We start from the raw sequence: 12,101 nt of genomic DNA, 5'->3' as shown, positions 1-12,101 counted from the left end.
ACATGAAACTGGGCATTGTGGGTCTGAGCAGATCTGGAAAAACCACCGTTTTTAACGCGCTGACGCAGCGCAGCGCCGAATCCGGCGCCGCTTCCGGCCAGGTAGTGCCGGTGTTGGGTGTGGTGCCGGTTCCCGATCCCCGCCTCGACTGGCTGACCGCCCTGTATCAGCCCCGCAAGAGAACCCCGGCCCAGGTGATCTACACGGACCTTCAAGGAATTGCCAGCGTTGCCGAGAAGCGAAAAGACTACATGGCTCTGCTGCTGACCCACATGCGCCCGGTGGAAGCGTTTCTTGTGGTGGTTCGTAATTTTTCGGATCCTGTGCTCGGCGCACCAAACCCGGCTCGAGACCTTCGGGAATTGGAGGAGGAATTTCTCTTGGCCGATTTGGCCACGGTGGAAAAACGTCTGGAACGCATCGAAGCGGAACTGAAAAAAGGCCGTAAAGCGGCAGCCCAGGAAATGGAACTCCTGCAGCGGTGTGCCGAGTTGCTTAACCAAGAGCGACCCTTGCGCACCGAGCCGAGCCTGGCCAGCGCGCCGGAACTCAAGGGCTACACGTTCCTGTCGGCCAAACCGATCCTCGTGATTGTCAACAACGACGATGACACTGCCGATATTCCTGAGGATTTGAAAGGCATGGAGGATGTCCTGGTCATTCGAGGACGCTTGGAGATGGAAATGGCTCAACTCAGTGAAGCCGATGCGGCCGTTTTTCGTCAGGACTATGGCATCGGTGAATCGGCCATGGACCGTGTCATTCGGCGCTCCTTTCAGCTCCTGGGCCTTGGGACCTTCTTCACGGTCGGAGAAGACGAGGTCAAGGCCTGGACGATTCCCTATGGCCTTCACGCTGTGGAGGCCGCAGGCGTGGTGCACTCGGACATGAAAAAGGGTTTTATTCGCGCGGAAGTGGTGGCCTACGAAGATCTCAAGAAAGTCGGCGACTATGCCACAGCTCGAAAACAGGGCCTGGTCCGCCTCGAAGGCCGCGATTACCCGGTTAAGGACGGGGACATTGTCCACTTTCGTTTCAATGTCTGAGAAGTTCTAGGAGGGTGGAGGAGGGTGTTTTTCTTCGTCGGAGGAATTCAACCCAGGACCAAGACACTGGACGAAACCCCGCGTTTGTGTCCGGCCTGTGGGCTGGCTCAAGCGCGCCTCAAACGCATCGATCATTACCTCAGCCTGTTTTTCATTCCCCTTTTTCCGGTTAAAAAGGGGGAACCCTTGCTCATGTGTGATCGGTGCGGCTACGCGGCGCCACCGGAACAGACTTTTCATGAAAGGCCGACTGATGTGGTGACACCGCCGATTACGGTTCGGTGTCCATCGTGCGGCAAGACCCTGAAGCCCTCTTTTGCGTATTGCCCTTATTGCGGAAAAAAGGTATAAGCGGCCAGCCCTTCCGGGCAGGTTGTCACTTCCCAGAGCTGGTGTGGGGTATCGATGAAGAAAAACGAAGCCAGAGGCAATATCATTTCCTTTCCGATGATTGCGAAACCCAACATTGAAGACATTTTTGCGGAGTTCCTTGCGGAGCAGAAAAGGCGGCTGAAACCTCAGACCTTTCGCCGTTACGAGGAGGTCATCTCGCTGTTTCACACCTCCTTGAATCTTTACGGTTACCAGGAACTGCCCACGGCCGGAGAAAACACTTTGTATCGGCGGCTGGTGGACTATAAGGACCAGACCTTTTGCGCCATTTTCGGTCCTGAAAAGATTTCCTCCGGGGTCTCCACGTTTCTGACCTTTTTCATGATCCGCAAGGTTATGGCCTCAGAATCGCTGCTGCGAGCGGCGGGAACAGTGATCAAGGCCCTTATGAAATGGCTGGTGGCCAAGGAGTATGCTCCCAAGGAAGAGGCTCGCAAGGCCATGGATCTGGCTGGTGAGGCGTCCCGGGAGCTACCCGCCGCCGAACGGTTGGCTCGACTCCTTTATGACTTTTCCCAAACCCATCCGCCCCGCACCTGGGACGATGAATTGGATGATTATTTTGTCGTGGAAGAAATTCGGCCTGGAGTTCTTGTTCTTTCCGGAGTGACTCTGGAAACGGGCTCCCTGGAAGTCAAGGTCCCCAAGATCATTACGGACCACTGCAAAGTGGGCTGGCAGATCAACCTGCTGCTGGGCGAGACGCGAAGCGGGTGGAGAATTCTCGAGTCAGGAAACGTGTACCCTCTTTGAGCCGCCACAGGTGTTCCTTGAGGCCTTGGAGGTCGTGAGGCATGCCCTGGAAGGCCCATTGGAGGCGTAACGCGAGCGGCGAACTCCTATGGCGCCGTGCAACCCTTCTTCTCCTCTAAGCCACAAGGACCTTTACAGACCGATTTCTGGATTGCGGGCTTTGGGGAACAGCCCATGAGCCCTTTCCCGAGCAGGCGGAAGGCAAGACGTTTGACAACCCACCTGGCCGTCCTGCCGTTCCGTGCCTGCGGGGCAGGCGCGCCATCGACGATGGGCTGAGGCGTTCCTGACTCAGCTACGGGTTTCCTGTGACGCCTTGTGCTGGGTGGACCACCCGGCATGCGGCCATGCCCGGCGTCCACGGAGCCAAGGATCCCTTCTTCTCCCGGAACCTCTTCACGCCATGGCACCGGCGTTGGAAAGGACATTTGCGGGCGGCCTGCTCAGGCACCCCCGGTGCGCTTTGGGGGATGGCGAACCGTGCCCCGAGGAAAAAGCGCCCTTGATCATGGGTCGAGGTTAGAGGCCAGGCGCTGCATCGCCATGATCTTGTACAAGTCAAAAGGATGAGCCGGTGGCGTCTTTTTCTGATCCTCAGATTTGGCTTCCAAGACGATGGCTTCTTGAGGGCATGTGGGGACGCACACGCCGCAGCCGATGCACCGTTTTGCATCCACGTGTGCCGTTGCTTCGACCATGGCAATGGCCTCCATCTGACAGCGCTCCACACAGGTCTCGCACCCGATGCAGTCTTCTTGGCGGACCCGCGCAAAATAGTTGCTGGCCACGTACTCGGCAGGCGAGGAAAGCTTCTTCAAGTTCTTGAGAACCTGGCAGCAGCATCCGCAGCACAGACAGATGTTCATCACTTTCTGAGCGTTGGACGGCTGCAAGACCAAGGCGTGTTCTTCGGCCATGTGCAAAATTTTCAGAGCTTCCTCTCGATCGATGGGGCGTCCCAATCCGTTGTCTTCATAGTACTGTGCGCCGGCGCCGAAGACTAGGCAGGTCTCCAGAGGGCATTGGCAGCCTTTTCCCGCCATCGTGTGCTCCTTTCTGCAGATACAAGGGGCCACGACGATCTTATCCTGCTCCTCGATGATACGGCGGGCTTCTTCGTAGGGCATGACGTGCTGTTCCGGCGTGATGGAGCGGGGTAAGGGAATCGTTCGCAACTGGGGGGTTTTAAGGGCTAGGGTTTTTTTGAAAAACACCGGGATGTATTCGTTGACCAAAGCGATGAGTTCTTCATCCAAGGCGTTCACGTGGTATTCCCAGATGCCGATGACGAACTGAGCCGCCATGTAACGGGCTTCCGAACCCTTGCGCAGGCGAAAGATGAGGCCTTTGCGAGCCATTTCCTCCAGTCTGAGCGCGAGTTCTTCGGGCGGCATCTGGGCGCGTTCGGCTATGTCTTCCACCGACTCGGGCTTCAAGGAAAGCAATACAGCCAGTTGGGCTTCTTGGGGAGTGAAGAGCTTTTGCAGGATTTTTAATTCTACGCCGGATTCCGTGCGGGGAAACCCTGCGGGTAGTCGATCGAGATGACGGGCAAGCCGTTCGTAGGCGTTGATGTCGTTCATTGTCACGTCTCCTTTGCCGGGATGCCTCTGGGCTGCGGTGATGGTCGAAGTTGTTTGGCGATGGATTTTCTTTCTTCCAAAACACGCAGCCATTAGAAGGCGTCCTGAGTCCTGTCAAGCATTTTTCGCTGATGCGTGCAAGGGCCATTGAAAAGATCCGCAGATTCTGTTAGCAGAGCGGAGCTTTTACAAAAGACGCGGATAGGGAAAAAACCGAAGAGGTGGATCCATGACTTTACAAGAAAACGCCGACGGTCTGCTGCATGAAGGACTGAGCGGGGAGCCTTGGGAAGCGGTGCGCCAGGCTCTGGAAAGCGTGCATCCGGCCGATGCCGCCATGCGCCTGGCCCAATATAAACCGCAGGATATCGCTCGCATCGTGGAGATTCTGGGCCCGGAGCAGATTCTGGCCGCCTTTGAATTTCTTCCTTTTGAAATTCAAAAGGAAACCTTGCCCCATCTAAGCCGAGACACCGTTGTTCGTCTGATCTCTTTGATGCGGCCCGACGAGAGAGCCGACCTGGTGGAGGAGCTGGACGAGGATTTCCAAGACCGGCTGCTGTCCTTGCTGATCAAAGCGGAGCGGCAAAATTTACTCAAACTTCTCACCTATCCGGAGGAAAGCGCGGGGGCCTACATGACCACCGACTATGCCTCCCTCAAGGCCACCCAAACGGTCCGAGAAGCCCTAGATGAATTGCGCCTGCAGGCACCTAAGAAAGAAACCATTTACTACGCCTATGTGGTGGATGAGTCGCGTCATCTGATCGGCATCGTGTCTCTGCGAGACCTCATTATGGCCCGCCCGGATAGTACGGTGGAGCGAATCATGTCCCGCCAGGTCATTTCCGTTCCTGTGGACATGGACATCGAGTTGGTGGCCAAGGACATGCGCCATTACGACTTCTTGGCCATACCCGTGGTAGACGGTGAAAATCGCCTGGTCGGGATCATCACCTACGACGACATCTTTGACGTCATTACAGAAGAGGCCACAGAAGACATGTATCTGCTGGCCAGCTTGGACACGGATGAGCGGGTTTCCTCGCCCGTCATGCGCTCCGTCAAGCTGCGTTCCCCGTGGCTTTTTGTGAACCTGGGCACGGCCCTCATTGCCTCCTATACGGTGAGTCTCTTCTCAGAGACCATTGCGCATTTCGTCGTGCTGGCGTCCCTCATGCCCTTAGTGGCCGGCCTTGGAGGCAATGCGGGAACGCAGTCGCTGACTGTAGTGGTGCGTGCTCTTGCCCTGGGAGAGATCGTGGACAGAGGCAAATGGATGGTCGTGTTGCGCCAAATGACGGTCGGTCTATGCAACGGCGCCTTGTGCGGGGCGCTGCTGGCCGTGATCACTCTGGCATGGCATCATAATGCGTGGCTCGCCCTCATCATGTGGCTGGCCATGATCTTTAACATGATTGTTGCGGGATGCTTGGGGGCCCTTGTTCCCATCATGTTGCGAAAGCTCAAACTGGATCCCGCTTTGGGATCCAGCATCTTTGTCACCGCCGCCACAGACACGGGAGGCTTCTTCTTCTTTCTTGGGCTGTCGACCCTGTTCATGGACCGCATTCTGACGCACGGGGCCTAAAAGGAGTGTGTCTGAAAACACCTTTCCCACAGGATGAAACGAAAACGGCCCCCTAAAGCCATTCTTGGACAGGCTCGTAAAAGCGCCCTGTGCCAAAGGCCAACGGATAAGAACAGGCCATGCCTGGAAAACCCACGGGGGCCCTGGGGCGACCTCGCCCTATGAAGCCTAAGGCCGTTGTCAGTGGCAAAGCTATCCCACGAGCATGGCCTCATAGAGGGCGATGTAGGTCCGCGCCGCTCGATCCCAGCTGAAGTCCTCGCGCATGGCTCTTTGCTGCAGCCGACGCCACTTTTCCGAATCCCGATAGGCCTCCAAGGCCGCCTTCAGCGCGCCGAGAAAAGCCTCCTTGGTGTGCTCATAAAACTTGAAGCCGTTACCCTTTTCGGGATTTTGCACCGCGTCTTCCACGGAATCGTCCAACCCCCCGGTGGCGGCCACAATGGGGATGGTTCCATAACGCATACTGTACATCTGGTTCAGACCGCAGGGTTCGTATCGAGAGGGCATGAGAAAAATGTCGGCGCCGGCTTCCAGTCGATGGGCCAGCGCTTCATCAAAAGCCAACACCACGCGGACTCGGTCGGAATGACGCGATTGGGCCTGGAGCAAGAGCCGTTCCAGGTGAGGGTCCCCGGTGCCCAAGACGGCCAGGCACACGGAAAGCTCCATCATATCGTCCAGGGCGTCCAGAATGAGATCAATGCCTTTTTGATGGACCAGACGGCTGACCACAACACACAAAGGACTTTGGCGAACAGCTTCGGGAAACCCGAGCGCTTTCAGAACCTTTTCCTTGCACACGCCCTTGCCGCTCAAATTTTCGGCGTCAAAAAACGCCGGAATGTGCGGATCCTGGGATGGATTCCATCGCGTGGTGTCGATACCGTTGAGGATGCCGATGAGGGCGTCTTGGCGACGGCGCAAAAGGCCATCCAGGCCAAAACCCTGTTTGGGTTCAAGAATTTCCCTGGCATACCTCGGGCTCACGGTGGAAATTCGATCGCTGTAGGCGATACCGGCCTTGAGGAAGTTGCACTGGCCGAAGAATTCCATGCCCTCGATGGAGTAGGCTTGCGAAGGAAGCCCTGTGAGGCCGAAATAGGCTTCGGGAAAGAGGCCCTGATGGGCGAGGTTGTGGATGGTGAGCAAGGTGCGGACGCGGGAAAAGGCGGCATCGTAACGCCAGTGAAAGTGCTGATAGGCGGCCCCACAGGCCGCTTGCCAATCGTGCAGGTGAAGGATATCAGGGATCCAGTCCAGATGCTTGCACAGTGCATAGATAGAACGGGAAAAGGTGATAAAGCGTTCCGCGTTGTCTTCATAGTCTCCGCGTAGGGGATGCACGTAAAGATGAGGTCGGTGAAAGAATTCATCCTTTTCCATGAAGTAGACGGGGTAGGACGAAGGCCCTAACCACTGCCAAAAATGTACGTGGTACGTGTGCACACCCACGGGAATGGGAATCCACTCGGCTACAACCTTGATCGTCTGGGTGTTCCGCTCAACGGACGGGTAAAGTGGCAAGAAAAGCCGTACGTCACATCCCTGGGCGCTGAGCGCCTCAGGTAGGGACGCGGCTACGTCGGCAAGGCCGCCCGTCTTGGCAAAAGGGGTGGCTTCCGAAGCGCAGAAGAGAATTTTCAACGGCATGGGTGTCTCCCGAGCGTGAAAGGTTTTGGCGCCAATGGCGCAAAACGTTTATCATGCATCCTTGAGGATGCCAAAGTGCGTTTTGCGACAGCTTTGTCCTGAAAGGGGGTTTTCTTGGATACCATCGATCGGCGCCTTCTGGACCAGATTCAACGCTCTTTTCCCATCGAAGAACGCCCTTATGCCGTGTTGGCAGACAGGCTCGGGCTTCGAGAAGAAGACGTTCTTTCGCGCATTGGGACCCTCAAGGCCAGGCGGCTGGTGCGGCAAATCAGCGCGATCTTCAATACGGGCGCCCTGGGCTACCAAAGCAGCTTAGTGGCCATGGCCGTCCCGGAACCTGTTGTGGAACGGGCGGCTGAAGTGGTGAGCGCATATCCGGGGGTGAGCCACAATTACCTTCGTCCGGCGACCTTCAACCTGTGGTTTACCATCGCGGTGCCTCCCGGAAAGCGTCTGAACCAGGTGGTGGCGCACCTGAGCCGCAAGGCTGGAGAATGGCCGACCCTCATTTTGCCTGCGGTGAAAAAATACAAATTGGCCGTGGTACTGGATGTCTTGGAAGATGCCGAAGCGGACACGGTCTCCAACGAGTCGTCGGCAATTTCTTTGGAAGGTACCCAAGGCTTTCAGGTCTGCGAGCAGACCATTCGGCTGGTTCGATGCCTCCAGGAGGATCTGCCCCTGGAGTCCCGCCCCTTCCACACCCTGGCCAAGGACCTGACCATGGGCGGCGACAATCTCATGGGACTCATTCGCCAATGGCTTGCTCGTCAGTGGATACGGCGTTTCGCTGCCGTGCTGAATCACCGGCAGGTGGGTTTCGGTGGCAACGGCATGGTGGTCTGGCGATGCGAGCCCTCGCGCATCGATGATGCCGGGACCGTTTTGGCGGCATTTCCAGAAGTTAGCCATTGTTACCAGCGGCCGGCCCATCCCCAGTGGCCTTATAACCTCTACGCCATGATCCATGGAAAAACCGAAGACGATTGCCGCCGAATCGCCGCACGATTGGCACAAGCCGTTGACATCGGCGAATACCGCATCCTTTTCAGCACGCGGGAATTCAAGAAAGTCCGACTCAAACTCTTCTGGAATGAACCATGACAGGAGTGGGGTTTATGGAAGATCGCCAAGAATACGAACGCCGCAAGAAAGCCATTTTTGATCAAATGTCGGCGCGCGGCCAACAGCGTATCTTGAAAACGGGCTATGAAAACTGGGACCCTTTTCAGGAACCTAAGGATCCTCGGGAACAAATCCGCAGCGCTACGGCCGTGCAAGCTGGCATGATTTTGGCCGAATTCTTTCAAAGCCAAGGGCAGGAAAAACGGCTCCGAAGCCACCACAAGGAACTGATGGATCTGTGTCGTGGTTTGCTGCGCCAAGACCCGAGAGCCATGGCCGTCAAGGCTTTTTGCTGTTGGTTTGAACGCACGCCATGGAAAAAAGACTGAGAAGCCGTGCACCGCTAAGGCACGGAATCCGCCCCAAGGGGCCATCACGACATAGGATATCGCCGCCAACTGCTGTGAGAAGATTGCTCTTGGAGGAGCTTGCCGGGCGCAAAATCCCATCGCGCCGTGCGGCCTCCTGCAGCATCAACTCCAGGACCCCTTTCGGAGAAGCGGCCCCAACAGGCTCACGGACAACCACTCGTGAAAGGCCCCTTAGGGCTGAGAGTTTCGACAAGGGAGCACGTTCCCGCGGTCCAAACATTGGCGGAAGGCCAAAGGCCTCTGCCGATGAAAGCGTGGAACATGCTCCAGCCCGAGGCTCCATCGAATTCATTTTCGAAAAGGCCGCCCGCATGCTCATGACGAGGTTCGGCACGGGCGCAGCTCGATCAATTCCTCCGGGGTTAAGTCCCGAACCTGGACAATGCGCAGGCGATAGTAAAGGTCCTTTCCGGCCAGCGGATGATTAAAATCTAAAGTGACGCCGTCCTCATCCTTTGACTGGACAAAGTAAGCGTATTGAGCGCCTGTACGGTCGTTGGAAGCCACGACCCATCTGCCCGGCTCCAGAGCTCGGCCTTGAGGAAACTCTTTAAAGGTGCGGCGCTTTACTTGGCGACGATCATAAGCCCCAAAGGCTTCTTCTGCAGGGATGACAAACTGGAGCGTTTCACCGGCCTTGTGGCCCAGCAAGCGGGCTTCTAGAGCCGGAAGGACTTGATTGTAGCCCACCGCGAAATTCATCGCTGCCGGCTCGTCTCCACCAAGAACCACGGTGCCATCCTCAAGGCTCACGCGATATTCCAAAACGACCCAGCGGTCTTTGAAAACTTCCAGCGGCTCTTCCATAGCCGAAATCACAGGACTTTCTCCTCTGTGTAGCGCCTCAACACTTTCGTGATGACTCGGAGAGGCTTTCCGCTTCCGCGGGATATCCCAGGGCCTGGGCCTGTTGACGGAACTTGGCCGCCTGGTCCTCGTCCCCTAGAGCCTCATAGGCCACAGAAAGGTTGAAATAGGCGGGGGCGAAGTCGGGCTTGATCTCCAAAGCTTTCAAGGAAGCCTTGATCCCTTCCTGCCATTCGCCTCGTTGCAAATGGGCGACGGCCAGATTGTTGTGGGCTTGCAAAAGGTCGGGCATCAAAGCCACGGCTTTCTGGCAGGCGGCAATGGCGGCCTCGGGGTCTTCTTTTTGCAGATACGCAAAGCCCAGGTTACTGTAGGCCATGGCCAGGGACGGGTCCAATTCCAAAGCCCTTTGGTTGGCCTCGATGCACTTGTCCAGATCCCCTTCCTGAAAATAGAGCCCTCCTAAGTTGACGTAGGCTTGCGCCATGGAGGGATCGCACGCGATGGCTTGGCGAAACTCCGCGATGGCTTCAGCCCGCTGTCCCTTGCGCGCATAGGCAAGACCCAGGTTGTAATGAAAAATGGGGGACTGGGGCTCAAAAAAAAGACGCTCGCGAAGGTATCGAATATATTGATTGAGCTCCAATTCGTGCCGTTTTAAGTCACTGGAAAGATCCGTCATAATTGTCCTCGTTCCCGTGGATGATCCCCCATAAGATGGTGGATGGACGACGACGCTGATAAATGTGTCCAGGACGCCGCCTTTTCCTTTGGCGACCGGAACTTAACAAGCCCTTCAGGCGGTGTCAAGAAGGGGCGTTCAGTAGAAAGGCCAGGACGTGAGGTGCCAGTGCAAAGAGAAAGGCGTCAAGAGAACATTTCCGCCACACGGCGAAGGCCTTCAGACGGCTGCGTGCCGACGGAGTCCCGCAACAGGCCAAGGAAAGGGCCTCATGGCGCGCGGGGGCTCTGCCGGGTTTTGAGTTGACAAAGCTTGAGGCCTAAGTTTATAGAGGTTTGCGATGCGAGTGAATAGATTCACTTTCTCATGTGACATACCTTGGGTAACGAATCGGCGGGGGTGTTGGAACGCTCGGTGTGGCCATGTTTCATTCACAAAGGAGAGAACCATGAGCGAAGAGGCCAAAGCCAAGATCCTTGAGTACATGAAAAGCCAAAAAAAGTCCAAGCTTTACTTTAATGACCTGTGCAAGGCCGTTCCCGAGCTCAAGATGCGAGAAGCCAAGAAGGTCATTAACGAGCTTGTGGAGGAAGGGAAGGTCAAATACTGGTCCAGTGGAAGCACCACTCTTTACATGCTGCCGGGCGTGGACGACGTGGCTGCCGAAGAGGAGAAGATGAAATAGGGTTTAAGGATGTGTCCGTTCCTTAGGGTGGGGTCGCAGGTCTAAGCGCAGGGAAGCGGCACCGGCGGAGCCTGCCAATGAGGAAGGACAAGGTTCAGTGAAGTTTTCACCATTTTTCAAGGAGGTAAAAGGATGGCTTTGAAGCATGCGACCCCAATGCTCGATGAACTGGAAAAGGGTCCATGGCCGAGCTTTATCAGCGACATTAAGCGAGTGGCGGCCAGAAAACCCATGTGCGAAGACCTTCTGGGGCTCCTGGAAATGTCCTACCAGCACAAGGAAGGCCATTGGAAGCACGGCGGCATCGTCGGTGTGTTCGGTTACGGCGGGGGCGTGATTGGGCGCTATTGCGACCGTCCGGATCTTTTCCCCAACGTGGCGCATTTCCACACCATGCGCGTAAACCAGCCGGCCAGCAAGTTCTACACGACGGAAGTTCTCAGGAAATTGTGCGACATCTGGGAGGAACATGGTAGCGGTTTGACCAACATGCATGGCTCCACGGGTGATATCATTCTTCTGGGCACCACCACGGACCAACTCGAACCCATTTTTTATCGGTTGACTCACGAGATGGGCATGGACTTGGGCGGTTCCGGGTCCAACATGCGGACGCCTGAAGGCTGTGTGGGTCGAGCGCGATGTGAATGGTCCTGTTTGGACACTCAGGACATCATTTATGATATCACCATGCGCTACCAGGACGAGCTGCATCGTCCCATGTTCCCCTACAAGTTCAAGTTTAAAGCCTCGGGATGTCCCAACGACTGCGTGGCGGCCATCGCCCGTGCCGACTGCTCTATCATCGGCACCTGGCGGGATAAAATCCGCATTGACCAGGAAGCCGTGCGGGCCTATGTGGGCGGCGAACTGGTGCCCAACGGCGGATCCCATGGTTTTGAAAAGCGCAAGCTGGACATTCAAAAGGAAGTGATCGATTTGTGCCCGACGCGGTGCATGGAATGGGACGGCAAGAATCTCAAGATTTGGGATGAAGACTGCACTCGGTGCATGCATTGCATCAACGTGATGCCGCGCGCTTTGCGGCCGGGCACCGACGTGGGAGCCACCATTCTTTGTGGTGCGAAGGCGCCGATTCTGGAAGGGGCGCAGCTGTCCAGTGTTATCATTCCGTTCATGAAGATGGAGCCGCCGTACGAAGAGTTCCACGAATTCGTGGAAAAGATGTGGGATTGGTGGATGGAAAACGGCAAGAACCGCGAGCGGCTGGGCGAGCTCATTCAGCGCCTCGGTCTGCGCGAGTTCCTCAAGGCCGTGGAGTTGCAGCCTGATCCGCGCATGATCAATACCACGCGCTATAACCCGTATATCTTCTACGACCCGGCGGACGTTCCCGGCGGTTGGGAACGCGACGCGAAGTCTTTCCGTGAACGGCATCATGCATAGGA

12 protein-coding genes are annotated in these 12,101 nt (G+C 56.4%); 8 read left to right on the top strand and 4 right to left on the bottom strand.

Translation table 11 applies throughout. From position 1 onward, the window contains the following. Positions 1-2 precede the first annotated feature (2 nt). The 3 genes from ACUVSA_RS00700 (at position 3) to ACUVSA_RS00690 (ending at position 2,192) form a co-directional block, all read left to right on the top strand. Complete coding sequence (locus tag ACUVSA_RS00700) at positions 3-1,046, top strand: DUF933 domain-containing protein (RefSeq protein WP_445893408.1); 1,044 nt, start codon at positions 3-5, stop codon at positions 1,044-1,046. Between the two features lie 24 nt (positions 1,047-1,070). After that, complete coding sequence (locus tag ACUVSA_RS00695) at positions 1,071-1,397, top strand: zinc ribbon domain-containing protein (protein ID WP_445891333.1); 327 nt, start codon at positions 1,071-1,073, stop codon at positions 1,395-1,397. A gap of 96 nt (positions 1,398-1,493) precedes the next feature. Continuing rightward, on the top strand, positions 1,494-2,192 hold the full coding sequence (locus ACUVSA_RS00690; RefSeq protein WP_445893407.1) for a hypothetical protein: 699 nt from the start codon (positions 1,494-1,496) through the stop codon (positions 2,190-2,192). 506 nt (positions 2,193-2,698) lie between these two features. Here the strand turns inward: ACUVSA_RS00690 and ACUVSA_RS00685 are convergent. Then, on the bottom strand, positions 2,699-3,775 hold the full coding sequence (locus ACUVSA_RS00685) for a 4Fe-4S dicluster domain-containing protein (protein ID WP_445893406.1): 1,077 nt from the start codon (positions 3,773-3,775) through the stop codon (positions 2,699-2,701). A 229-nt stretch (positions 3,776-4,004) separates the two neighbouring features. Between ACUVSA_RS00685 and mgtE the strand changes: the two genes are divergently transcribed. Beyond that, complete coding sequence (mgtE, locus tag ACUVSA_RS00680) at positions 4,005-5,366, top strand: magnesium transporter (protein ID WP_445893405.1); 1,362 nt, start codon at positions 4,005-4,007, stop codon at positions 5,364-5,366. 192 nt (positions 5,367-5,558) lie between these two features. Here mgtE and glgA read toward each other — a convergent pair whose 3' ends face one another. After that, positions 5,559-7,019 (bottom strand): glycogen synthase GlgA, encoded by a 1,461-nt coding sequence (gene glgA / locus ACUVSA_RS00675; protein WP_445893404.1) that lies wholly within the window; start codon positions 7,017-7,019, stop codon positions 5,559-5,561. Between the two features lie 114 nt (positions 7,020-7,133). Here glgA and ahbA point away from each other — a divergent pair, with 114 nt between their 5' ends. After that, positions 7,134-8,126, top strand: coding sequence for a siroheme decarboxylase subunit alpha (ahbA, locus tag ACUVSA_RS00670; RefSeq protein ID WP_445891338.1), 993 nt, complete (start codon positions 7,134-7,136; stop codon positions 8,124-8,126). After that, positions 8,123-8,476, top strand: a complete 354-nt coding sequence (locus ACUVSA_RS00665; protein ID WP_445893403.1) for a hypothetical protein — start codon at positions 8,123-8,125, stop codon at positions 8,474-8,476. Before ahbA ends, ACUVSA_RS00665 begins: the two co-directional genes overlap by 4 nt. A gap of 357 nt (positions 8,477-8,833) precedes the next feature. On the opposite strand, the gene ACUVSA_RS00660 is transcribed toward ACUVSA_RS00665, so the two are convergent. Then, a complete protein-coding gene (locus ACUVSA_RS00660) occupies positions 8,834-9,337 on the bottom strand; it encodes an FKBP-type peptidyl-prolyl cis-trans isomerase (RefSeq protein ID WP_445893402.1) in 504 nt (167 codons plus the stop codon). Between the two features lie 25 nt (positions 9,338-9,362). Further along, positions 9,363-10,007 carry a tetratricopeptide repeat protein gene (locus tag ACUVSA_RS00655; protein ID WP_445893401.1) on the bottom strand — a complete coding sequence of 215 codons (645 nt, stop codon included), beginning with the start codon at positions 10,005-10,007 and terminating at the stop codon, positions 9,363-9,365. Positions 10,008-10,455: 448 nt separating this feature from the next. Between ACUVSA_RS00655 and ACUVSA_RS00650 the strand changes: the two genes are divergently transcribed. Both ACUVSA_RS00650 and dsrA read left to right on the top strand, forming a co-directional pair. Further along, positions 10,456-10,692 (top strand): dissimilatory sulfite reductase D family protein, encoded by a 237-nt coding sequence (locus tag ACUVSA_RS00650; RefSeq protein ID WP_445891342.1) that lies wholly within the window; start codon positions 10,456-10,458, stop codon positions 10,690-10,692. A gap of 132 nt (positions 10,693-10,824) precedes the next feature. Beyond that, positions 10,825-12,099, top strand: coding sequence for a dissimilatory-type sulfite reductase subunit alpha (gene dsrA / locus ACUVSA_RS00645; RefSeq protein ID WP_445891343.1), 1,275 nt, complete (start codon positions 10,825-10,827; stop codon positions 12,097-12,099). The last annotated feature ends 2 nt before the right edge of the window (positions 12,100-12,101 follow it).

Source organism: Desulfosoma sp., assembly GCF_052743555.1.
The sequence above is the reverse complement of the archived record's forward strand: the minus strand, read 5'-3'. Positions and strand labels throughout refer to the sequence as shown.

Coding starts and splice junctions, on each gene's coding strand:
- ACUVSA_RS00650 (WP_445891342.1), top strand. CDS start 10,456: ATGAGCGAAGAGGCCAAAGCCAAGATCCTTGAGTACATGAAAAGCCAA.
- dsrA (WP_445891343.1), top strand. CDS start 10,825: ATGGCTTTGAAGCATGCGACCCCAATGCTCGATGAACTGGAAAAGGGT.
- ACUVSA_RS00685 (WP_445893406.1), bottom strand. CDS start 3,775: ATGAACGACATCAACGCCTACGAACGGCTTGCCCGTCATCTCGATCGA.
- ACUVSA_RS00655 (WP_445893401.1), bottom strand. CDS start 10,007: ATGACGGATCTTTCCAGTGACTTAAAACGGCACGAATTGGAGCTCAAT.
- mgtE (WP_445893405.1), top strand. CDS start 4,005: ATGACTTTACAAGAAAACGCCGACGGTCTGCTGCATGAAGGACTGAGC.
- ACUVSA_RS00690 (WP_445893407.1), top strand. CDS start 1,494: ATGATTGCGAAACCCAACATTGAAGACATTTTTGCGGAGTTCCTTGCG.
- ACUVSA_RS00700 (WP_445893408.1), top strand. CDS start 3: ATGAAACTGGGCATTGTGGGTCTGAGCAGATCTGGAAAAACCACCGTT.
- ACUVSA_RS00665 (WP_445893403.1), top strand. CDS start 8,123: ATGACAGGAGTGGGGTTTATGGAAGATCGCCAAGAATACGAACGCCGC.
- glgA (WP_445893404.1), bottom strand. CDS start 7,019: ATGCCGTTGAAAATTCTCTTCTGCGCTTCGGAAGCCACCCCTTTTGCC.